Genomic DNA, 22,572 nt, shown 5'->3' on the forward strand with positions numbered 1-22,572 from the left:
GGGCGAGCGAGGCTCGTCCGGCCCCTTCGCGCGTACGCGGCCTGGGACGGCCCGGGTCGGTGCCCGGCCCGGGGCCGTATCCGGGGCTCTGCCCGGGCCGTTGCCCGGCGCTCGTTCCCCTGGCTCCCGCTGTCTTCGGCGCTCGCTCGCGCTTGCTCTCGCCATCGTCGGTGCTCGTTTCCCCTGGCTCTCGCCCACGGGGACGGCCACGGCCGGTGATGGCCGTCCCTGAGCCGTTGGTTCCCGGAGTCGGCCGTTCCCGGAGCCGGGCCGGGGGTCGGGCCGGGTGGGGTCGGCGGCGGTCCTGGTACGGGGGGATGCGCGGGTGCCGACACCCTTTTTCTGTCTTAACGTCCCGGTATGACCAATGCCGCACCGCCGCGCCGGGCCCCGGACGAGCCATGGCGCTCCGAGGGCGCGCCACCGCCCGAGCAGCCCCGGCGGCGGATGCCGGGCGGCTGGGGCGGGCTGATCGTGACGGCGCTCGCCGTGTTCGTGCTGGCCAACCTGGTGCTCTCGTACGTCAACCAGCGCAGGGAGCCGACGGTCTCGTACACCGAGTTCAGCCGACAGGTCGACGCGGGCAATGTCGCCAAGATCTACGCCAAGGGCGACTCCATCCAGGGAGAGCTGAAGAAGAAGGCCCCCAAGCCGGGCGGCGGCGACTACACCAAGTTCACCACCCAGCGGCCCGCCTTCGCCGAGGACGACCTCTGGGCCGCGCTGACCGCCAAGAAGGTCACCGTGACGGCCGAGCCGGTCGTCCAGCAGCGCGGGGTCCTTTTCAATGTGCTGATCGCGCTGGCGCCGATGGTGCTGCTCATCGCGCTGTGGGTGTTCATCGCCCGGCGGATGGGCGCGGCGATGGGCGGAGGGCTGGGCGGGGGGATGTTCGGCCGTAAACCACCGCCGAAGCCGGTGGAGGTGACCGCCGGGCGGACCACCTTCGCCGATGTCGCCGGGATCGACGAGGTCGAGGCCGAACTGAGCGATGTCGTCGACTTCCTGAAGAACCCCGCGCCCTACCGCCGGATGGGCGCCCGGATGCCGGGCGGGGTGCTGCTGGCCGGGCCGCCGGGGACCGGGAAGACCCTGCTGGCCCGCGCCGTCGCCGGGGAGGCGGGGGTGCCGTTCTTCTCGGCATCGGCGTCCGAGTTCATCGAGATGATCGTCGGTGTGGGCGCGGGCCGGGTACGGGAGCTCTTCGCCGAGGCCCGCAAGGTGGCCCCGGCGATCGTCTTCATCGACGAGATCGACACCATCGGCCGGGCCCGCGGGGCCGGGGGCGGGCTCGGCGGCCATGACGAGCGCGAGCAGACCCTCAACCAGATCCTCACCGAGATGGACGGCTTCACCGGCTCGGAGGGGGTCGTGGTCCTCGCCGCCACCAACCGGGCCGATGTCCTGGACGCCGCCCTTACCCGTCCGGGCCGGTTCGACCGGGTCGTCCAGGTCTCCCCGCCGGACCGGGCGGGCCGGGAGGCCATCCTGGACATCCACACCCGGGAGATCCCGCTCGCGCCGGGGGTGGACCTGGGCCGGATGGCGGCGGTGACCCCCGGGATGACCGGAGCGGAGCTGGCCAACCTCACCAACGAGGCCGCCCTGATCGCGGTCAAGCGAGGTCAGGACGCCGTCACCCAGGGCGATCTCTCCGCCGCGCTGGAGAAGGTCCAGCTCGGCGCGGAACGCCCGCTGGTGATGGCCCAGGAGGAGCGGCGGCGGACCGCCTACCACGAGAGCGGGCACGCCCTGCTCGGCATGTTGCAGCCGGGCGCGGACCCGGTCCGCAAGGTCACCATCGTCCCGCGCGGCCGGGCGCTGGGCGTCACCCTCTCCACCCCCGAGGCGGACAAGTACGCCTACACCGAGGAGTACCTCAAGGGCCGGATCATCGGCGCGCTCGGCGGGATGGCCGCCGAGCAGGTCGTCTTCGAGGTGATCACCACGGGTTCCGAGAGCGATCTGGAGCAGGTGACCCGGCTGGCCCGGGGCATGGTCGGGCACTGGGGCATGAGCGAACGCGTCGGGCGGCTGACCGCGATCCCCGCCGACCCGCAGCAGCCCTACGGCCTCTCCGCGGCGCCCGCGACGCTCGACACCGTCGAACACGAGATGCGGCGCATCACCGACGAGTGCTACGAGAGCGCCTGCCGCCAGCTGCGGGAGAACCGGGACCGGCTGGACGCGCTGGCGGCGGCGCTGCTGGAGCACGAGACGCTCGACGAGGAGGCCGCCTACCGGGCGGCGGGCATCACCCGGCTCTCCAAGGACGCCTCCTGACGCTTCCCGGGGCGTGCGCCGGCGGATTCAGCGGGTGCGGGCGATGAGGTACCGGAACACGTTGCGCAGCCAGACCGTGCCGTCGGGGCGGGTGTGCGGCTCCAGGGCCGTGGCGACCTCCCGCTCCAGCGGGGTCGGCGCGGTGCTCCAGGCCCCGGTCCCGACCGCCCCGGTACCGGCACCGCCCATCCCTCCGCCGTACGGGCCCGTCGACAGCAGGCCCCGTACCGCGCTCGCGCGGTCGGCGTAGCCGAAGGGGCACACCACCCGGCCGGAGCCGTCCGGCCGCAGTCCCGCGCGGTCCGCGAGCCGCTCCAGGCTGTCCGGCGGCGCGGGACGGTCCTCACCCTGTTCGGCGCGATCGGCGCGGTCGGCGCGGTCGGCGAGCCGGAGGACGGGGGAGGCGGCACAGCGCTCCGGCGGGCCCCAGGCGGTGAGGACCACCGCGCCGCCGCGCCGCAGGAGCCCCACGGCGTCCCCGAGCGCGCCGCCGGTCCCACCCAGGGCCTCCCCGTCCCCCTCGACCCGGCCGATCGGCTGGAAGGCGGTGATGACGTCGTACGGATCACCGCTCGCCCCCGGCGTCCCGTCCGCGCACAGCGTGACGGCCGGGCCACCCGGGCGGCTCGGACCGTCTGAGGAGAGGGCCGCCGTGCGCTCGCGGGCCAGGGCGAGCCGCGCCCGGTCGGTGTCCACGCCGGTGGCGCACGCCCCGCGCGCGGCCGCCAGCAGCAGCGCGAGTCCGGAGCCACATTCCAGGCCGAGCAGCCGGGTGGACGGGCCGACCTCCAGCCGTTCGTGGACCGCCTCGAACAGGGGCACCAGCATCCGCTCCTGGATCTCCGCCCAGTCCCGTGCCCGCCGGGACGCCTCCGTCCCGCCGGGCGCCGTGGGTTCCAGCGGGCCGCGCGCCCTGGTGGCGTACGCGCGTCCCTGGGGTCGTGTCTCCGTACGGGGTCGTTGCCGGACGAGCGTCGGTGTCATCGAAAAGCGCCCCAATCCGCCCACATGGCCGAGTGCCGGACAGCCTCCTGAGGTTGCGTACGAGGCCGTGCGTCCCTCACGGCCGCGCCTTCCGTAAGCCAGGGAACTCCCCTCTCGCACCCGCGTCCAGGGGAGGGAGGGCCGTGCTTCCGTGCCCCCGGGGTGCGCCCCGGGGGCACGTTCCGGGGACGGGCTCGGGGTGAAAATCACTCCAGTGCCACAGCGCGCGCGCCCTACCATGCGCCCCATGGCGAAGACCTCCGTACTCACACCCCAGGGCGATGACTTTCCGCGCTGGTACCAGGACCTCATCAGCAAGGCCGAACTCGCGGACAACGGCCCGGTACGCGGCACCATGGTCATCCGACCGTACGGCTACGGTCTGTGGGAGCGGATGCAGCAGGAGATGGACGCCCGGATCAAGGCGGCGGGCGCGCAGAACGCCTACTTCCCGCTGCTGATCCCGCAGTCCTATCTGACCCGGGAGGCCGAGCACGTCGAGGGGTTCGCGCCCGAGCTGGCGGTGGTCACCCACGGCGGAGGCAAGGAACTGGAGGAGCCCGCCGTCGTCCGGCCCACCTCCGAGTCGATCGTCAACGAGTACTTCTCCAAGTGGGTGCAGAGCTATCGCGATCTGCCGCTGCTGGTGAACCAGTGGGCCAACGTGGTCCGCTGGGAGCTGCGGCCCCGGGTCTTCCTGCGGACGACCGAGTTCCTGTGGCAGGAGGGCCACACCGCGCACGCCACCTATGAGGAGGCACGCGACTACGCCGCCCGTATCCACCGCGAGGTGTACGCGGACTTCCTGGTCAACGTCCTCGGTATCGACGTGGTCCTCGGGCGCAAGACGCCCCGGGAGCGCTTCGCCGGGGCGATCAACACGCTCACCCTGGAAGGGATGATGCGTGATGGCAAGGCCCTCCAACTGGGGACCAGCCACGAACTGGGCACCAACTTCGCCCGCGCCTTCCAGACCGAGTACCTCTCCCGGACGGGGACGCGCGAACTGGTCTGGCAGACCTCCTGGGGCGTCTCCACCCGGATGGTCGGCGGGCTGATCATGACGCACGGCGACGACGCCGGGCTGCGGGTGCCGCCCCGGCTCGCCTCCGTCCAGGTCGTCGTGATGGCGATCAAGGGCGACGAGGCGGTCGCCCGGGTCCAGGAGATCGGCCGCGCCCTGCGCGACGCCGGGCTGCGGGTGCACGTCGATGACCGGGCCGACATCCCGTTCGGCCGCCGGGCCGTCGACTGGGAGCTGAAGGGCGTGCCGGTACGGATCGAGGTCGGGCCGCGCGACCTGGCCGCGGGTACCGCGATGCTGGCGCGCCGCATCCCCGGCGGGAAGGAGCCGGTGGCCCTCGACTCCCTGGCGGCCACGCTCCCCGCGATCCTGGAGGAGGACCAGGCACTGTTGCTGCGCGAGTCGCGTGAGCGCCGCGAGTCGGCCACGGTCGACGTACACACCGCCGAGGAGGCCGCCGAGGCCGCTCTGGCGGGTGGCTGGGCCCGGGTGCCGTGGGCCGTGCTGGGAACGGCGGGCGAGGCCCGGCTGGCCGAGCGCGGGGTCTCCGTGCGCTGTCTGGTGGCCGAGGACGGGTCGGTGCCCGCCGAAGACGACGCCCCCGGTAGTCTCGCCGTCGTGGCACGGGCGTACTGAGCCGCACTCCCGCTTACCGAGCGGTGGACGCGCGTCCCTCAGGTGACGCGCGTCTCCTTGTGCGGCGCGCCATAAGCGCACCTCCCTGGTTGCACCGCCGATCGGCGGTGGAGGTGGTGGTGTGCGGGGGAGGCGGGTGCGACGCCGCCGGAACCGGGGCGAGGTGCCACCGGAACCCCGGCCACCGGAACCCCGGCCACCGGAACCCCGGCTATCGGAACCGTGCCCGAGGGAACCAGAACGGGGCCGCGCCACTCCTACTGTCCGCCGGGGTCCGCCGGGGTCCGCCGGGGTCCGCCGGGGTCCGCCGATACCGGCCCGCCGCGCCGCGCCGCCCTCGAAGGCGTCGGGCCGACCGGGAGGTGGCCGCGGTGCTACGTACCAGCTTGATGGGAGCTGCGCGGCTTCTCCGCAGATCAGCGCACCCGACCTCCTCGGGACGCATCAATGCCAACTGACGGGTTGGTGCAAATTATTTGGGATGGCCCCGGAATGGAACCCGGGGACGACCCGGCTCGTTATCACGACGTGAGCACGACACCACCTGTTCTCGCCGCAGAACTGGCACAGGCATGGGCCGATATTCAACGGCACCATCCCGAGCTGCCGGATCTCGCCGCGCCCGAGTCCCTGATCGGAGAGTCCTCGTCCGCCTGTGGCGCCGAGCTCTCCTTCGAGCGACTGCTGCATGAAGCGGTCCATGGCATCGCCGCCGCGCGAGGGGTCCGCGACACCTCCCGCGCCGGCCGTTATCACAATCGCCGATTCCTTGCCATCGCCGAGGAGATGGGCCTGGACCATCCGGAGGAGCCGCATCCCAGCAGCGGGTTCTCCCTGGTCGCGCTCAGCCCCGAGGCCAAGCGGCGCTACCGCCCGACGATCGACAGACTCCAGCGCGCCCTGAAGGCCCACACGGTCGCCACGGCCTCCGACACCAAGCGCTCCTTCCGCGGACCTGCCGCCCGGCACGGATCCTCGGGCGGCGGTGTGCGGGTCAAGGCCGTCTGCGACTGCGGGCGCAATGTGCGCGTCGTACCCTCCGTACTCGCCCAGGCACCGATCGTCTGCGGCGGCTGCGGCAAGCCCTTCCGTATCCCAGAGCCGGTCGCCGCGGCGAGCTGACTCCCGGCCGGGGCCGCCTGACGGGGGCGGCGCAGGTCCGGGGGGAAGCGCGCCGACGGCGTGTGGCACAATGAACAGCTGTACTCGACGGCCGCACAGGACCCCTCTCTCCTCCGGCTGACGCGTCCATCGGGCACCCGAGTACCGCAACCCCACGTGGCATCTCGTTGTGCCCAACCACGTCAAGACCAGGAGACACCACTCCCGTGGCAGTCAAGATCAAGTTGAAGCGTCTCGGCAAGATCCGTTCGCCTCACTACCGCATCGTCGTCGCCGACTCCCGTACCCGCCGTGACGGCCGGGCCATCGAGGAGATCGGTCTGTACCACCCGGTCCAGAACCCCTCGCGCATCGAGGTCGACTCGGAGCGCGCGCAGTACTGGCTCTCCGTCGGCGCCCAGCCGACCGAGCCCGTTCTGGCCATCCTGAAGCTCACCGGTGACTGGCAGAAGCACAAGGGCCTGCCCGCCCCGGCGCCGCTGCTGGCCCCGGCCACCAAGGCCGACAAGCGCGCTTCGTTCGACGAGTTCGCCAAGACCCTGGAGGGTGGCGAGCCCAAGGGCGAGGCCATCACCCAGAAGGCGAAGAAGGCCGACAAGAAGGCGGACGAGGCGGCTGGCGCCGAGTCCTCTGAGTCTGCCGAGGCCTGAGCGTGCTTGAGGAGGCTCTAGAGCACCTCGTCAAAGGCATCGTCGACAACCCTGACGATGTGCAGGTCGCCTCGCGCAACCTGCGCCGCGGGCGTGTGCTGGAGGTCCGGGTCCACCCCGATGACCTCGGCAAGGTGATCGGCCGCAACGGCCGCACCGCGCGCGCCCTGCGTACCGTCGTGGGCGCTATCGGCGGCCGTGGCATCCGGGTCGACCTCGTCGACGTGGACCAGGTTCGCTGAACAGTTGGAGACACCGGCTCGGGCCGGGGAGGGCCGTCTGGCCGTCCCCGGCCCGTAGTCGTCTGAGCGGGACGTCCGCGCCGGCGGGCGCGACAGGAAAGAGTGCGAAGTGCAGTTGGTAGTCGCCCGTGTGGGCCGCGCCCACGGCATCAAGGGTGAGGTCACCGTCGAGGTGCGCACGGACGAGCCCGAGCTGAGGCTCGGTCCCGGAGCCGTCCTGGCCACCGACCCCGCCGACCGGGGACCGCTGACGATCGAGTCCGGCCGGGTCCACAGCGGTCGGCTGCTGCTGCGCTTCGCGGGTGTACGGGACCGCAACGGCGCCGAGGCGCTGCGCAACACCCTCCTCATCGCCGAGGTCGACCCCGCGGTGGTCCCCGAGGACCCCGACGAGTACTACGACCACCAGCTGATCGACCTCGACGTGGTCACCGAGGACGGGACCGAGGTCGGCCGGATCACCGAGATCAGCCATCTGCCGTCGCAGGACCTGTTCATCGTGGAGCGGCCCGATGGAAGCGAGGTCATGATCCCGTTCGTCACGGAGATCGTCACCTCCCTCGACCTGGACGAACAGCGGGCGGTCATCAACCCGCCGCCGGGCCTGATCGACGACCGCGCGGAGATCGCCTCCGCCCGTGAGGCGGAACGCGAGGCGTCCGAAGCGGCGGACACCACGCCCGGCTCCGAGTCGGAGGACGCCACCGGCGCCGAACGCGCTCCCCAGGGTGACGCGTCCGGCGCGGCACCAGGTGACGCGGACGGCACGTCCCCGGGTGACGCGTCCGGCGAGCCGCGCGCGCCGAAGGGCGGCGTGTGATGCGGCTCGACGTCATCACCATCTTCCCGGAGTACCTGGAGCCGCTGAACGTCTCGCTCGTCGGCAAGGCGCGGGCGCGCGGACAGCTCGACGTACGGATCCGGGATCTGCGGCAGTGGACCCATGACCGCCACCACACGGTCGACGACACCCCCTACGGCGGCGGCCCCGGCATGGTCATGAAGACCGAGCCCTGGGGCGAGGCGCTGGACGAGGCCCTGGCCGACGGCTACGAGACCGGGGCCCACGGCCCCACCCTCGTGGTGCCCACCCCCAGCGGCCGCCCCTTCACCCAGGAGCTCGCCCAGCGGCTGGCGCAGCGCCCCTGGCTGATCTTCACCCCCGCTCGCTACGAGGGTATCGACCGCCGGGTCATCGACGAGTACGCCACCCGGATGCCCGTCCACGAGGTCTCCATCGGCGACTACGTCCTGGCGGGCGGCGAAGCCCCCGTCCTCGTCATCACCGAGGCCGTCGCCCGGCTGCTGCCCGGGGTCCTCGGTAACGCCGAGTCCCACCAGGACGACTCCTTCGCGCCCGGCGCCATGGAGAACCTGCTGGAGGGGCCCGTCTACACCAAGCCCCCCCGGTGGCGCGGCCGTACCGTCCCCGACGTGCTCACCAGCGGCCATCATGGGAAGATCGCGCGCTGGCGCCGTGACGAGGCGTTCCGGCGCACCGCGCTGCACCGCCCCGATCTGATCGAGCGCTGCGACCCCGCCACCTTCGACAAGAAGGACCGGGAGACCCTGTCCATCCTGGGCTGGGCCCCCGAGCCCGGTGGCCGATTTTGGCGCAGACCCCAGGCCGTGGAAGAATAGGCCGCTGCCGTACGTCCGGCGCGCGCCCCTGCCACAGGGGGACACGACGCCCGCCCCGACGCCACGGCCCCTGAATCATCCTCTCTCCCGCCGATGACCTGTGGCATGGGCGAAGAAAGCAGACGAACATGTCGCACGTGCTCGACGCCGTCAACTCCGCCTCGCTGCGGACCGACGTCCCGGCCTTCCGTCCCGGTGACACCGTGAACGTCCACGTTCGCGTCATCGAGGGCAACCGCTCCCGTATCCAGCAGTTCAAGGGTGTCGTCATCCGCCGCCAGGGCGCGGGCGTCAGCGAGACCTTCACCGTCCGCAAGGTCTCCTTCTCGGTCGGCGTCGAGCGCACCTTCCCGGTGCACAGCCCGATCTTCGAGAAGATCGAGCTCGTCACCCGTGGTGACGTCCGCCGCGCCAAGCTGTACTACCTCCGTGAGCTGCGCGGCAAGGCCGCCAAGATCAAGGAGAAGCGCGACAACTGAGCCTCAGGCTCGGCGCCGCGCCCCTTCGGCCCGGCGAGCGCCCGTGTCCCCGGAGCGGCCGGATAGGCTGCCCCTTCGTATGGACACGGAAGCAACGAACACAGAGCGCGACCACGCGCCCCCTCCCGATCACGGGTCCGGGGCGCGGCGGTCGCGTTCCGTGCGTTCGGGGGAGTTCGCGGCGCGGGCGCGGGACCTCGCGCGACGGGCCGTGCGCACGCCCTGGCGCCGCGCCGCGCTCACCGGGGTGGGCCTGGCCACCGCGGTGCTGCTGGTCAGCCACTTCGTGGTGCAGCCGTTCCAGATCCCCAGTTCCTCCATGGAGCCCACCCTGCGCACCGGGGACCGGGTGCTGGTGAACAAGCTCGCGTACGACGAGAGCGAGCGGCCCCGGCGCGGTGATCTGATCGTCTTCGACGGCCGCGGCTCCTTCGTACCGGAGGATCTGACGGAGAACCCGGTCTCGGCCGCGGCCGAGGGCTTCCTCGCGGCGGTGGGCCTCACCGAGTCCGACACCACCGACTTCGTCAAGCGGGTGATCGGTGTCGGCGGCGACCGGGTCGTCTGCTGTGACGACCGCGGCCGGATCCTGATCAACGGCGCCGCCGTCGACGAGCCCTATCTCCACCCCGGCGACACCCCCTCCGAGGTCGCCTTCGACATCGTCGTCCCCGAGGGCACCCTCTGGGTCCTCGGCGACCACCGCGGCGACTCCCGTGACTCCCGCGACCACCTGGGGTCGCCGGGCGGCGGCATGGTGCCCGTGGAGCGGGTCATCGGCCGTGCGGAGTGGATCGCCTGGCCGTTCGGCCGCTGGACCACGCTGGAGCGGGCCGACGCCTTCGCCTCCGTACCGGATCCGCCGCCGGGCGGTCATCGCACGGGACCCGTGCGCGACGGCGGTACGGAGTGGGGTGCGGCGGGTGCGCGGGGCGCGCCGGACGGCGGCGGGGGCCATGGGTAGCCGGGGCCGCAAGGGCGGCCACCGGGCCGCCCCGGCCCGGGGCCCGGCCGACACCGGTCCGGGCGAGAGCGCACGGGTCCTGCCCGGCCGGGCGGAGCGCCGCAGGCTCGCCCGGCGGGTCAAGCGGCGCAGGCGCCGCACCGCCCTGCGGGAGATCCCGCTCCTGGTCGGGGTGGCGCTGGTGATCGCGCTGGTGCTCAAGACCTTTCTGGTGCAGGCCTTCGTGATCCCGTCCGGCTCGATGGAGCAGACGATCCGGATCCAGGACCGCGTCCTGGTCGACAAGCTGACCCCCTGGTTCGGATCGCGGCCGGAGCGCGGGGACGTCGTCGTCTTCAAGGACCCCGGCGGCTGGCTCAGGGAGGGCGATCTGCCCGCCCCGGCACCCGACCCGATCGTGGTGCGGCAGGTCAAGCAGGCGCTGACGTTCATCGGGGTGCTGCCCTCGGACGACCAGCGTGACCTCATCAAACGGGTGATCGCGGTCGGCGGCGACACGGTGCGCTGCTGTGACCGGGACGGCCGGGTCACCGTCAACGGCGCCCCGCTGGACGAGCCCTATCTGAACCCCGGGAACGCCCCCTCGACGGTGCCGTTCGATGTCACGGTCCCACCGGGGCGGCTCTTCGTCATGGGCGACCACCGCGCGAACTCCGCCGACTCGCGGTTCCATCTCCAGGACGAGGACCGGGGTACCGTCTCGGAGGACGAGGTCGTCGGCCGGGCGGTCGTGATCGCCTGGCCGGTCGGACACTGGCGCAGGTTGGAGGAGCCGGAGACCTACGCGTCCGTGCCCGCTCCACGGTCGGCCCCGGCCACGGTGGCGGCACGGTCGCATACGCTGTCTCCCCGGGACCGCGAGGGAATGGTCCTGCTCCCGAGCCCTGCGGAACTCCCGCTCGTTATGGGAGTGGTGGGCCTGCTTCTTCTCGGGGGCAGGCGGTTCGCACGGAGTGAGGAGTTGATGTGGGGGACGTGGCGCTCGGCGCACGATCCGGACACGAGCAGCCGGAGGACCGGCCGGGGCAGCCCGCCGCCTCCGCCGGGGGAGTGACGGGCCACTCGGGTCCCTCTGGGGTGCAGCCACCGGTGCCCCCGGCGGGTCCGGGCCCGGAGGAGCCGGGCTCCGACGGGGAGGGCGGGGGCCAGCGCAAGCAGCGCTCCTTCTGGAAGGAGCTGCCGCTGCTGATCGCCATCGCGCTGATCCTGGCGCTGGTGATCAAGACCTTCCTGGTGCAGGCGTTCTCGATCCCCTCGGACTCGATGCAGAACACCCTCCAGCGGGGCGACCGGGTCCTGGTGGACAAGCTGACACCGTGGTTCGGCTCGGAGCCCGAGCGCGGTGAGGTCGTGGTCTTCCACGACCCCGGCAACTGGCTGGACGGGGAGCCCACCCCGCAGCCCAACGCGGTGCAGAAGTTCCTGAGCTTTATCGGTCTGATGCCCTCGTCGGAGGAGAAAGACCTGATCAAGCGGGTGATCGCGGTCGGCGGTGACACGGTGGAGTGCAGGAAGGGCGGCCCGGTCAAGATCAATGGGAAGGTGCTCGACGAGTCCTCCTATGTCTTCCCCGGTGACAGCGCCTGTGACGACCAGCCGTTCGGTCCGTTCAAGGTGCCGGACGACCGGATCTGGGTGATGGGCGACCACCGGCAGAACTCCCGCGACTCCCGCTACCACATGGACGACATCAACGATGGCTTCGTCCCGGTGGACAAGGTGGTGGGCCGCGCGGTCGTCATCGCCTGGCCGGTGAACCGCTGGTCCACACTGCCGGTGCCGGACACCTTCGACCAGCCCGGCCTCAACACGGCCGCCGCCGTCGCCGCGGGTGCCGCGCCGATGGGCCTGGGGCTGGCGGGCGCGGTGCCGCTGGTGCTCTGGCGCCGCAAGCGGCTGATGTCGGACACCCGGCGGACCTGAGTCGCCCGGCGGGGCTCGGGCCTCGACGGGACCTGACGCCGGTGACGGCGAGCGATCGATCCGGTGACGCCGAGCGATCGACCGGGTACGGGAGCGACTGTCTCGGATGCGGGAGTGACCGGCTGGGGTACGGAACCGCTGACCCGGGAACGGGTTGGGCTGATTCGCATACGGGTGGGGCTGACCCCGTATCAGGCCCCCGGTAGGGTGCCGCCCGGACCGCGTAGCCTCCCGACCGGGCGGCGGGTCCGCGTGGGTGGGGGCTTCTGATGGGGACCGTACGTTCACACGAGGGCCACGGCCGCCTCGGCAGCACGCTGTCCGGGGTGGCCGTGGCCCTCGGCTGTCTGCTCTTCCTCGGCGGATTCGGCTGGGGAGCCGTGCTCTACCAGCCGTACACCGTCCCCACCGACTCCATGGCGCCGACCGTGGACGCGGGGAACCGGGTGCTGGGCCAGCGTATCGACGGAGACCAGGTGCGGCGCGGGGACATCGTGGTCTTCCGCGACTCCACCTGGGGGGATATGCCCATGGTCAAGCGGGTCGTCGGGATCGGCGGCGACACGGTCGCCTGCTGTGGGCCGGGCGGTGGGCTGACCATCAACGGCCAGGAGATCGAGGAACCGTATCTGCGCGCACCCGACGCCGCTCGTGTGGACCGGTACACCGCGAGGGTCCCCGAGGGCCAGCTCTTCCTGCTCGGGGACGACCGGGGCGACTCCGTCGACTCCCGGCTCCACCTCCAGGACGCCGACCAGGGCTCCGTACCGCGTTCGGCGGTGGAGGCCCGGCTGGACGCCGTCGCCTGGCCGCTGACGGGCGGCGGTCTGCTGGAGCGGCCGCGCGGCTTCGCCGAGCTGCCCGGGGGGATCTCCACCCCGGGCCCGGTACGGGTGATCGTCATCGCGATGGCGGTCGGTGTCATCCTGATCGTGGGTGGTGCGGTGTACGGGCCGGTGGCCAGGCTGCTGGGACGGCGCCGGGAGGTGATGGCGGGTGCGCGGTGAGACGGGGCCCGGCGAGGCTGGGGCCGGTGCGGCAGAGACCGGTGCGGCAGGGGCCGGGGCGGGTGCCGGGGGCGGGCACCGCGCGGGCGGTCCTCACGCGCGTACGGAGGCGGAGGGTCCCGAAGCGGAGGGGGCGGCTGGCCTGCGGCCGGTGGCCCGGGTGGTCCTGCTGGACCAGCGGGACCGGATCCTCCTGCTCCATGGGCATGAGCCGGGTGACCCCGCCGACGACTGGTGGTTCACCCCGGGCGGTGGTGTGGAGGGCGCCGAGACCCGTGCTGAGGCCGCGCTGAGGGAACTCGCCGAGGAGACCGGGATCACCGAGGTCGAACTGGGGCCGGTGGTGTGGACCAGGGTCTGTTCGTTCCCCTTCGCCGGTCGGCGCTGGGAACAGGACGAGTGGTACTTCCTGGCCCGTACCCAGCAGACCAGGATCGCGCCACAGGGACTCACCGAACTGGAGCGGCGCAGTGTCACGGGACAGAGGTGGTGGACTTCCGCCGAACTCTCGGCGGCGCGTGAGACGGTGTACCCGACCAAGCTCGCCGGGCTGCTGCGCACACTGCTCGACGAGGGCCCGCCGACCGCGCCCGTGGTCCTGGCCCCGGAATACGCCTAGGGCCCGGAAGGGCTGGCGCACAATGGGGGGACGCACGGCTGAAGGGGAACTGCCATGAGCGCCGAGGACCTCGAAAAGTACGAGACCGAGATGGAGCTGAAGCTCTACCGGGAGTATCGAGACGTCGTCGGTTTGTTCAAATACGTGATCGAGACGGAGCGTCGCTTCTATCTCACCAATGACTACGAGATGCAGGTCCACTCCGTCCAGGGTGAGGTGTTCTTCGAGGTCTCGATGGCGGATGCCTGGGTCTGGGACATGTACCGCCCGGCTCGCTTCGTCAAGCAGGTGCGAGTGCTCACATTCAAGGATGTGAATATCGAGGAGCTGAACAAGAGCGATCTCGAACTGCCCGGAGGCTAGTCGTCCGCCTCCCGGACGGGCTGACGGGGGCGGTCCGGCCGATGGTGGGGGTGAGGGGGCGCCAAGGGGTGTACCGGAGGGCGGGCGGGATCCGCTGGGGCCGTTTCCCCCTTCCGCGCGGCTTCCTGCCGGGCGTTTCTGCCCGGCCGCCTTTCTGCTCGGCGTTTCTGCTTGGCTCGGCGTTTCCGCCTGCTGTTTCCGCTCGGCGTTTCCGCTTTTTGGCTTTTCTGCCCGGCAGTGGAGTCCGGTGTGCCGGATGCTGTGCCAGCCGCTCAGCCGCTCCGGGGGCGTGGGCGGCGTTCCCGTAGCGGCCGTCCACCGGACCCGGCGGGACGCCCGGCCCGCCCTGGTCCGGCCCGCTGGTTCTCCCGTGCCGTCCAGCCGGTCTCCTGCCCCGTGCGGCCGGTCTCCTGCCCCGGCCCGACCGGCTCGTCCGTTCGGGTCGGTCGCTCTCCCGCCAGGGAAGCCCCTGGGGCCCGCCGGGGTCCCACCGACGGCTCACTCGTACGGGTGAGCGGTTTTTCCACGATGGGTCAGTTATCCACCATGATCCACACGCCTGGCGTCGAGCGCTCACGCTCGATGTCGGAGGTGGTGCCGGGTGAACACGACAGGGGCACTGGGACGGTATGGCGAGGACATCGCGGCGCGGCTGCTGACGGGCGCCGGGATGACGGTCCTCGCGCGGAACTGGCGGTGCGGGCGGGCGGGGGAGATCGACATCGTCGCCCGGGATGGCGACACCGTCGTCGTCTGTGAGGTCAAGAGCCGCAGAGCGGGCCCCAAGGCCGGGGGCAGTCCGTTCGAGCATCCGATGGCGGCCGTGACCCCGGCCAAGGCGGAACGGCTGAGGCATCTCGCCCACTGCTGGCTGGAGCGATACGGAGGGCCGCCGCCCGGGGGCGTGCGGATCGACCTGGTGGGCGTGGTGCTGCCCGACAGGGGCGCGCCGGTCGTCGAGCATGTGCGCGGGGTGGTCTGAATGGGTTTCGCCCGTGCGTGTTCGGTGGCGCTGGTGGGCGTCGAGGGCGTGGTGGTGGAGGTCCAGGCCGACCTGGAGCGCGGGGTGGCCGCCTTCGCCCTGGTCGGACTGCCGGACAAGAGCCTGTCGGAGAGCCGCGACCGGGTGCGGGCGGCCGTGGTGAACTCCGGGGCCGAGTGGCCCCAGATGAAGCTCACGGTCGGGCTCAGTCCGGCCTCGGTGCCCAAGGGTGGCAGTGGATTCGACCTCGCCGTCGCCGCGGCCGTGCTGGGCGCGGCCGAGCGGGTGGATCCGGAGTCGATCGCCGATCTGGTGCTCATCGGCGAGCTGGGGCTGGACGGCCGGGTCCGGCCGGTGCGCGGGGTGCTGCCCGCGGTGCTGGCCGCCGCCGGGGCGGGGTACCGGCAGGTCGTGGTTCCCGAGCAGACGGCGGGGGAGGCGGCGCTGGTGCCCGGGGTCTCGGTGCTCGGGGTGCGCAGCCTGCGTCAGCTGATCGCCATCCTCACCGACGCCCCGGTCCCCGACGAGCCGCCGCTGCCCGCAGGCAGCCCGGACCCCATGCTCGCCGGGCTGGTGGTGCCGGGCGCCGGCATCGGCTCCGGGCTGGCGACGACACCGGCCGAAGCGCCCGATCTGGCCGATGTCGCGGGACAGCACCAGGCCCGGATGGCGCTGGAGGTCGCGGCGGCCGGTGGTCACCATCTGATGCTGCACGGGCCACCAGGGGCGGGGAAGACCATGCTGGCCGAGCGGTTGCCGGGGGTGCTGCCGCCCCTGACGCGCCGCGAGTCGCTGGAGGTCACGGCCGTGCACTCGGTGGCGGGCATCCTGCCGCCGGGCCAGCCGCTGGTGAGCAGCCCGCCCTACTGCGCACCGCACCACTCGGCCACCATGCCCGCCCTCGTGGGCGGCGGTAACGGGCTGCCCCGGCCGGGCGCGGTCTCGCTCGCCCACCGAGGAGTCCTCTTTCTCGATGAGACTCCGGAGTTCACCGGAAAGGCGCTGGACGCCCTGCGGCAGCCTCTGGAGTCGGGGCATGTGGTTGTGGCGCGCAGCGGGGGAGTGGTCCGGCTGCCCGCCCGCTTTCTGATGGTTCTCGCGGCCAACCCGTGTCCCTGTGGCAGGCACTCCACCGGAGGCGTCGGCTGTGAGTGTTCTCCCGCGGTCGTCCGCCGCTACCAGGCCCGGCTCTCCGGGCCCCTGCTCGACCGGGTCGATCTACGGGTGCGGGTGGAGCCCGTCTGCCGGGCCGATCTGCTGGGGCGCGCGGGCGGAGGCGAGTCGACGGCGGAGGTGGCGGCCCGGGTAGCGGGGGCCCGTGAGCGTGCCGCCACCCGGTTCACCGGGACGCCCTGGCGGCTGAACGGCGAGGTCCCGGGGCATGAGCTGCGCACCCGCTGGTCGGTCGAGCCGGGTGCGATGGCCGGGGCGGAGCGCGACCTGGAGCGGGGGCTGCTCAGCGCCCGTGGCCTGGATCGGGTGCTTCGCGTCGCCTGGACGCTCGCCGATCTGGCGGGGCATGACCGGCCCGATCCCGCCGATGTGGCCCTCGCGCTGGAACTGCGTACCGGCGTCTCCCGGGGAGCGCCGATGCGCGGGAAGGAGGCCCGGCGATGAGTACCGGGGGATCTCCGCGCCCGGACCGGGAGGCCGGCCCCACGCCTGGCGCGGAGGCCATGGGACGGGAGTCTCCAGGAGAGGAGGCGGTGGGCGGCGGGGCGTCGGCGTCAGCGGCGCCGCGCGCGGGGCCGGAGGAGAGAGGAGCGGAAGCCCGGGGATTCCCGGAGGGCGGGCATGGCCGGGAGGTCCGGGGCGCGGCGGACCGCACCCGGGGACGCCCTCGGTCGCACGGGGCGGACGCACCCCCGCCGGTGGAGCCACCGGCGTGGTCACGGAGGTGGTCACCGGGGCTGGCACCGGGTCCACGCCCGCCGCGGGGCGAGGAGCGGCCGGGCCGGGTGGGCGACGAGGAGCGGCTGGCGCGTATCGCCCTCACCCGGGTCATCGAGCCGGGCGACGAGCGAGGTGGGCGCTGGCTGAGGGAGCTGGGGGCCCGGGAGCTGCTGTGCCGACTCATCGGTCCGGAGAGCGCCTCCGTCACGCTGCCGGGCGCCACTGAGCGGCGCTTGACGGGGTATCGGCTACGCGCCGCCGACGCCGATCCGGAGCGGGACCTGGCCGCCATCGGCGCTCTCGGAGGCCGGTTCCTGTGCCCGGGGGATGCCGAATGGCCGACCCAGCTCGATGATCTCGGGGACGCCCGTCCTCTCGGGCTCTATGTGCGAGGCGTCGCGGACCTGCGGCGATGGGCGCTGCGCTCGGTCGCCGTCGTCGGCGCCCGCGCCTGCACCGCTTACGGGGCACATATGGCCACCACCCTCGGCTCCGCCCTCGCCGAGCGGGGCTGGGTCGTGGTGTCGGGGGCGGCCTACGGGATCGACGCGGCGGCCCACCACGGAGCCCTCGCCGCGCATGGCGCCACCGTGGCCGTGCTCGCCTGTGGGGTGGACCGGGCCTATCCGGCGGGCCACCAGGTGCTGATCGCCCGGATCGCCGAGCAGGGTCTGGTGATCGGCGAACTGCCCCCGGGGGTCCATCCCACCCCGGGCAGGTTCGTGCTGCGCAACCGGGTGATCGCCGCACTCACCCGGGGCACCGTGGTCGTGGAAGCCGAGTACCGCAGTGGCTCCCTGGTCACCGCGCGGGCCGCGCTCCGGCTGGGGCGGTACACCATGGGTGTGCCCGGCCCGGTCACCAGCGGTCTCTCCGCCGGGGTGCACGAGCTGCTGCGGGGTGAGGGCACCGTGGTCACCGACGCGGACGAGATCACCGAACTGGTCGGTGAGATCGGCGCCCTCGCACCCGAGCGCCGAGGTCCCGTGCTGCCCCGGGACCTGCTGGAGCCGGCCAGCACCAGGATCCTGGACGCCCTGCCCGCTCGGGGCGCCGTCGCGCCGGGGCGACTCGCCCGTCTCACGGGTACGGCATACGACGAGACACTCGGCAGGTTGTACGAACTGCACGCGCTCGGCTTCGTCGAACGCCACGGGGACGGCTGGCAGTTGGCCGCGCGGACGCCGATCCGGCGCTCCGCGCCGGAAGGAGGCTTCTGACCTGGGGCGTTCGGTGAGGGAGCCTCGCTCGACCGGATGGGTGTCCCCGACCGGTGAGGGGGAAGGGGCGTTGTGTCCTCGTCCGTCGGCGGTTCGAAGGTGTGGGCGAGGGCGAGCCACCCGCACAGGGGTTTTCCCCTGAACATCGCCCACCGCAACCGCGCAGTCACGCTACGCTCACCCTTCCTGGCCACGACGCTCGTCCCCTCCCTCACAGCAGAACGGCTCAAGGCAACGAATGCCCCAGCACACCTCCGGGTCTGACCGCGCGGCAGCGCCCCCCGCTGCCCGTGGCGCCGTGCGGCCCGCCGCTCCCTCCTCCCTGGAGGAGCTGTGGCGTTCGTACAAGTCCACGGGGGACGAGCGGTTGAGGGAGCAGCTGATCCTGCACTACTCCCCACTGGTGAAGTACGTGGCGGGCCGGGTCAGCGTCGGGCTGCCGTCCAATGTGGAGCAGGCGGACTTCGTCTCCTCCGGGGTCTTCGGACTCATCGACGCCATCGAGAAGTTCGACATCGAACGCTCCATCAAGTTCGAGACCTACGCCATCACCCGCATCCGCGGCGCGATGATCGACGAGCTGCGCGCCCTGGACTGGATCCCCCGCTCGGTCCGGCAGAAGGCGCGGGCCGTGGAGCGCGCCTACGCCACCTTGGAAGCGCAGCTCAGACGCACCCCCACCGAGGCCGAGGTGGCCGCGGAGATGGGCATCGCGGTGGAGGAACTCCACTCCGTCTTCAGCCAGTTGTCGCTCGCCAACGTCGTCGCGCTGGAAGAGCTGCTCCATGTCGGCGGGGAGGGCGGTGACCGGCTCAGTCTGATGGACACCCTGGAGGACACCGCCGCGGACAACCCCGTGGAGGTGGCCGAGGACCGCGAGCTGCGACGGCTGCTGGCCCGCGCCATCAACACCCTCCCCGAGCGGGAGAAGACGGTGGTCACCCTCTATTACTACGAGGGTCTCACCCTCGCCGAGATCGGCAATGTCCTGGGGGTCACCGAGAGCAGGGTCAGCCAGATCCACACCAAGTCGGTACTCCAGTTGCGGGCGAAACTCGCCGACGTGGGGCGATGATCCCGCTCCATGGCGGCCGGGCGCCCCGTCTCCGTACAGTGGAGCCGTGCCCAGGATTCGAGCGGCCTCCGTGGCCGAGCACCGCACCATGCAGCGCGACGCGCTGCTCGACGCAGCGCGCACCCTGCTCTCCGAGGGTGGGACGGACGCGCTGACGTTCCCCGCCCTGGCCGAGCGCACCGGCCTCGCCCGCTCCTCCGTCTATGAGTACTTCCGCTCCCGGGCGGCGGTGGTCGAGGAGCTGTGCGCCGTCGACTTCCCCGTGTGGGCGGCCGAGGTCGAGGCCGCCATGGACCGGGCCGATACCGCCGAGGGCAAGGTCGAGTCCTATGTGCGCGGCCAGCTGGCGCTGGTGGGCGACCGGCGGCACCGGGCCGTCGTCGCCATCTCCGCCAGTGAGCTCGACGACGGTGCCCGGGAGAAGATCAGGGCGGCCCACGGTGGACTGGTCGCGATGATCGTCGAGGCGCTCGGCGAGCTGGGCCATGAGCAGCCGAGGCTGGCGGCCATGCTGCTCCAGGGTGTGGTCGACGCGGCCGTGCGCCGGATCGAGCTCGGCGCGGCCGAGGAACCGCGGGTGATCGCCGACGCGGCGGTCTCCATGGCGCTGCGGGGCGTACGGGGCTGACCCCGTCCGCCGTACCCGCACCCTCGGGATCGCCCCTCGTCCGTCCCGCCGCCTCCGCACCGCCGAGGAGGGTCGTCAGCGGCAGCAGGCGGGAGGGTGCCCGGCGGGAGAGCAGGGTGAGCGGATCCCGGTACTCACGCCCCTGGACCAGGCCCCAGTGCAGACATCCCCCGGCGCAGTGGGACGGCCCCGGGGCGATCACGCCGACCGGGTCGCCCACGGTGACCGCCGTCCCTACCGGCAGTAGCGCCCGGACCGGCTCATGGGTCAGCCGGGCCGGGGGTGCCGCCCGGGCCGCGAGGGTGATCGTCAGCACCGGGCGCCCCGCGACGAGGCCGGAGAAGGAGATCCGCCCGTCCGCCACCGCCCGTACGGCCGAGCCGGGCGGCGCGGCCAGATCCACCCCCCGATGCCCGGGTCCATAGGGCGACCGGGGCGGCTCCCAGCCCCGGACCAGCTCCGGGCGTGGTGGCCCCAGCGGCCAGCTCCACCCGCTGCCCGGGGCGGGCCCGGGCGCCTTGGGCGGACCCGGAAGGGCCACCGAGGCCAGTGCCGACGCGAGCAGCGCCACCAGTGCCATCAGCGGCGCGACCAGCGGTGTCGTGCGCGGGGCCGGGCGGGGTTCCGGGGCCGGGGCGCGCGGTGACCCGGGGAGGTGTCGTTCCATGTCCTGACCGTGCCGTGTCCCCGGCTCCTCGCGTGGATCATGGGCCGGATCTGTGGAGTACCGGCCGGTTGTGGAGAGCGGCGTCACCCGGTGCCGCCCCGGTCCCGTACACTTCTTCTGGCGATCCGGGTCACCGGGTCGACTTCGCACGCCCCGCCATCGCTCACCGTTCACGGTCGGTGGTCGCGCCCTCGGTCCTTCGCGGCAGGCGCGCCGGGGCGTCAGGACACAACCGAGAATCCAAGGAGATACGGCCATGGCCGTCGTCACGATGCGGGAGCTGCTGGAGAGCGGCGTCCACTTCGGTCACCAGACCCGTCGCTGGAACCCGAAGATGAAGCGCTTCATCTTCACCGAGCGCAACGGCATCTACATCATCGACCTGCTCCAGTCGCTGTCGTACATCGACCGCGCCTACGAGTTCGTCAAGGAGACGGTCGCCCACGGCGGCTCGATCATGTTCGTCGGCACCAAGAAGCAGGCCCAGGAGGCCATCGCCGAGCAGGCCACCCGCGTGGGCATGCCCTACGTGAACCAGCGCTGGCTCGGCGGCATGCTGACCAACTTCTCCACCGTCTACAAGCGTCTGCAGCGCCTCAAGGAGCTGGAGCAGATCGACTTCGAGGACGTGGCCGCCTCCGGCCTCACCAAGAAGGAGCTGCTCGTCCTCTCCCGCGAGAAGGCCAAGCTGGAGAAGACCCTCGGCGGCATCCGCGAGATGCAGAAGGTGCCGAGCGCCGTCTGGATCGTCGACACCAAGAAGGAGCACATCGCCGTCGGTGAGGCGCGCAAGCTCCACATCCCGGTCGTCGCGATCCTCGACACCAACTGCGACCCCGACGAGGTCGACTACAAGATCCCGGGCAACGACGACGCGATCCGCTCCGTCACCCTGCTCACCCGCGTGATCGCCGACGCCGTCGCCGAGGGCCTCATCGCCCGCTCCGGCGTCGCCACCGGTGACTCCAAGCCGGGCGAGAAGGCCGCCGGCGAGCCGCTCGCCGAGTGGGAGCGCGACCTGCTTGAGGGCGAGAAGAAGGCGGACGAGGCTCCGGCCGCCGACGCCGAGCAGCCCGCCGCTGAGCCGGCCGCCGCCGAGCCGGTCGCCGCTGAGCCGGCCGCCGCCGAGGCCGAGGCCGAGGCCGACAAGCCCGCCGAGCAGGCCTGATCACCGCCGTACAGCTTCGGTGAGTGAGACGGCGGGGGGCGGTGCCACGGCACCGGCCCCCGCCGTTCACCCCAGATCTTCGACAGACTTTCGAGAAGAGATTCAAGGACATGGCGAACTACACCGCCGCTGACGTCAAGAAGCTCCGCGAGCTGACCGGCGCCGGCATGATGGACTGCAAGAAGGCGCTGGACGAGGCCGAGGGCAACGTCGAGAAGGCCGTTGAGCTGCTCCGCGTCAAGGGCCAGAAGGGCGTCGCCAAGCGCGAGGGCCGCAGCGCGGAGAACGGCGCCGTCGTCTCCCTCATCTCCGAGGACCAGACCTCCGGCGTGCTGCTGGAGCTGAAGTGCGAGACGGACTTCGTCGCCAAGGGTGAGAAGTTCCTGGCCGTCGCCAACGCGCTCGCCGCCCACGCCGCCGCCACCGCCCCGGCCGACCTGGACGCCCTGCTCGCCTCCGAGATCGAGGCCGGCAAGACCGTCCAGGCGTACGTGGACGAGGCCAACGCCAACCTCGGCGAGAAGATCGTCCTCGACCGCTTCGCCCAGTTCTCCGGCGCCTACGTCGGTGTCTACATGCACCGCACCATGCCCGACCTCCCGCCGCAGGTCGGCGTCCTGGTCGAGCTGAGCGGCCCGAACGCCGAGGTCGCCAAGGACGTCGCGCAGCACATCGCCGCCTTCGCGCCGAAGTACCTCACCCGCGACGAGGTCCCGGCCGACGTCGTCGAGAACGAGCGCCGCGTCGCCGAGGCCACCTCCCGCGAGGAGGGCAAGCCCGAGGCCGCCCTGCCCAAGATCGTCGAGGGTCGGGTCAACGGCTTCTTCAAGGAGGTCACCCTCCTTGACCAGCCGTTCGCCAAGGACAACAAGAAGTCTGTCAAGAAGGTTCTCGACGAGGCCGGTGTCGAGCTGAAGCGCTTCGCGCGTATCCGCGTCGGCGCCTGAGCCAGTACGGCGAGTACGCGATCGGCCGGGCGGCCCGCTAGGGTTTCCCACGCGG

22 protein-coding genes are annotated in these 22,572 nt (G+C 72.3%); 21 read left to right on the forward strand and 1 reads right to left on the reverse strand.

What is annotated here, in order from left to right:
• Positions 1–360: 360 nt before the first annotated feature.
• On the forward strand, positions 361–2,283 hold the full coding sequence (ftsH, locus tag ACFVIM_RS10685; protein ID WP_384300323.1) for an ATP-dependent zinc metalloprotease FtsH: 1,923 nt from the start codon (positions 361–363) through the stop codon (positions 2,281–2,283).
• Between the two features lie 27 nt (positions 2,284–2,310).
• Here ftsH and ACFVIM_RS10690 read toward each other — a convergent pair whose 3' ends face one another.
• On the reverse strand, positions 2,311–3,267 hold the full coding sequence (locus tag ACFVIM_RS10690; RefSeq protein WP_384300324.1) for an SAM-dependent methyltransferase: 957 nt from the start codon (positions 3,265–3,267) through the stop codon (positions 2,311–2,313).
• Between the two features lie 247 nt (positions 3,268–3,514).
• On the opposite strand from ACFVIM_RS10690, the gene proS reads away from it, so the two are divergent.
• From proS to tsf, 20 genes are all read left to right on the forward strand, one after another.
• Complete coding sequence (gene proS, locus ACFVIM_RS10695) at positions 3,515–4,927, forward strand: proline--tRNA ligase (protein WP_384300325.1); 1,413 nt, start codon at positions 3,515–3,517, stop codon at positions 4,925–4,927.
• A gap of 528 nt (positions 4,928–5,455) precedes the next feature.
• On the forward strand, positions 5,456–6,049 hold the full coding sequence (locus tag ACFVIM_RS10700) for a hypothetical protein (protein ID WP_384300326.1): 594 nt from the start codon (positions 5,456–5,458) through the stop codon (positions 6,047–6,049).
• A gap of 206 nt (positions 6,050–6,255) precedes the next feature.
• On the forward strand, positions 6,256–6,699 hold the full coding sequence (rpsP, locus tag ACFVIM_RS10705; RefSeq protein WP_384300327.1) for a 30S ribosomal protein S16: 444 nt from the start codon (positions 6,256–6,258) through the stop codon (positions 6,697–6,699).
• Between the two features lie 2 nt (positions 6,700–6,701).
• The gene (locus ACFVIM_RS10710; RefSeq protein WP_005311361.1) at positions 6,702–6,941 is read left to right on the forward strand and encodes an RNA-binding protein; all 240 of its coding nucleotides are present in this window, start codon (positions 6,702–6,704) and stop codon (positions 6,939–6,941) included.
• A gap of 109 nt (positions 6,942–7,050) precedes the next feature.
• On the forward strand, positions 7,051–7,761 hold the full coding sequence (gene rimM / locus ACFVIM_RS10715; protein WP_384300328.1) for a ribosome maturation factor RimM: 711 nt from the start codon (positions 7,051–7,053) through the stop codon (positions 7,759–7,761).
• Positions 7,761–8,582, forward strand: coding sequence for a tRNA (guanosine(37)-N1)-methyltransferase TrmD (gene trmD, locus ACFVIM_RS10720; RefSeq protein WP_384300329.1), 822 nt, complete (start codon positions 7,761–7,763; stop codon positions 8,580–8,582). Before rimM ends, trmD begins: the two co-directional genes overlap by 1 nt.
• A gap of 128 nt (positions 8,583–8,710) precedes the next feature.
• Positions 8,711–9,061, forward strand: coding sequence for a 50S ribosomal protein L19 (rplS, locus tag ACFVIM_RS10725; protein ID WP_003958955.1), 351 nt, complete (start codon positions 8,711–8,713; stop codon positions 9,059–9,061).
• A gap of 79 nt (positions 9,062–9,140) precedes the next feature.
• Entirely contained in the window at positions 9,141–10,025 is an 885-nt protein-coding gene (lepB, locus tag ACFVIM_RS10730) for a signal peptidase I (protein ID WP_384300330.1), read from the forward strand.
• Positions 10,018–11,079 carry a signal peptidase I gene (lepB, locus tag ACFVIM_RS10735; protein ID WP_384300331.1) on the forward strand — a complete coding sequence of 354 codons (1,062 nt, stop codon included), beginning with the start codon at positions 10,018–10,020 and terminating at the stop codon, positions 11,077–11,079. The genes lepB (ACFVIM_RS10730) and lepB (ACFVIM_RS10735) overlap by 8 nt, the downstream gene beginning before the upstream one ends.
• Positions 11,001–11,948: a signal peptidase I gene (lepB, locus tag ACFVIM_RS10740; RefSeq protein WP_384300332.1), complete on the forward strand. Its 948-nt coding sequence runs from the start codon at positions 11,001–11,003 to the stop codon at positions 11,946–11,948. Before lepB (ACFVIM_RS10735) ends, lepB (ACFVIM_RS10740) begins: the two co-directional genes overlap by 79 nt.
• Positions 11,949–12,217: 269 nt before the next feature.
• A complete protein-coding gene (gene lepB, locus ACFVIM_RS10745) occupies positions 12,218–12,955 on the forward strand; it encodes a signal peptidase I (RefSeq protein WP_384300333.1) in 738 nt (245 codons plus the stop codon).
• Between the two features lie 142 nt (positions 12,956–13,097).
• The gene (locus tag ACFVIM_RS10750; protein ID WP_384300348.1) at positions 13,098–13,574 is read left to right on the forward strand and encodes an NUDIX hydrolase; all 477 of its coding nucleotides are present in this window, start codon (positions 13,098–13,100) and stop codon (positions 13,572–13,574) included.
• A gap of 54 nt (positions 13,575–13,628) precedes the next feature.
• Complete coding sequence (locus ACFVIM_RS10755) at positions 13,629–13,937, forward strand: DUF2469 domain-containing protein (RefSeq protein WP_003965949.1); 309 nt, start codon at positions 13,629–13,631, stop codon at positions 13,935–13,937.
• A 601-nt stretch (positions 13,938–14,538) separates the two neighbouring features.
• A complete protein-coding gene (locus ACFVIM_RS10760) occupies positions 14,539–14,919 on the forward strand; it encodes a YraN family protein (protein ID WP_384300334.1) in 381 nt (126 codons plus the stop codon).
• Entirely contained in the window at positions 14,920–16,536 is a 1,617-nt protein-coding gene (locus ACFVIM_RS10765; protein ID WP_384300335.1) for a YifB family Mg chelatase-like AAA ATPase, read from the forward strand.
• Positions 16,537–16,877: 341 nt separating this feature from the next.
• The gene (gene dprA, locus ACFVIM_RS10770; RefSeq protein ID WP_384300336.1) at positions 16,878–18,032 is read left to right on the forward strand and encodes a DNA-processing protein DprA; all 1,155 of its coding nucleotides are present in this window, start codon (positions 16,878–16,880) and stop codon (positions 18,030–18,032) included.
• 238 nt (positions 18,033–18,270) lie between these two features.
• The gene (whiG, locus tag ACFVIM_RS10775) at positions 18,271–19,107 is read left to right on the forward strand and encodes an RNA polymerase sigma factor WhiG (protein WP_384300337.1); all 837 of its coding nucleotides are present in this window, start codon (positions 18,271–18,273) and stop codon (positions 19,105–19,107) included.
• 70 nt (positions 19,108–19,177) lie between these two features.
• A complete protein-coding gene (locus ACFVIM_RS10780) occupies positions 19,178–19,735 on the forward strand; it encodes a TetR/AcrR family transcriptional regulator (RefSeq protein WP_384300349.1) in 558 nt (185 codons plus the stop codon).
• Between the two features lie 923 nt (positions 19,736–20,658).
• Positions 20,659–21,570: a 30S ribosomal protein S2 gene (gene rpsB / locus ACFVIM_RS10785; protein WP_384300338.1), complete on the forward strand. Its 912-nt coding sequence runs from the start codon at positions 20,659–20,661 to the stop codon at positions 21,568–21,570.
• A 110-nt stretch (positions 21,571–21,680) separates the two neighbouring features.
• The gene (gene tsf, locus ACFVIM_RS10790) at positions 21,681–22,517 is read left to right on the forward strand and encodes a translation elongation factor Ts (protein WP_384300339.1); all 837 of its coding nucleotides are present in this window, start codon (positions 21,681–21,683) and stop codon (positions 22,515–22,517) included.
• Positions 22,518–22,572: the final 55 nt, after the last annotated feature.

It is taken from the genome of Streptomyces sp. NPDC057638 (assembly GCF_042800315.1).
Classification (GTDB): Bacteria; Actinomycetota; Actinomycetes; order Streptomycetales; family Streptomycetaceae; genus Streptomyces.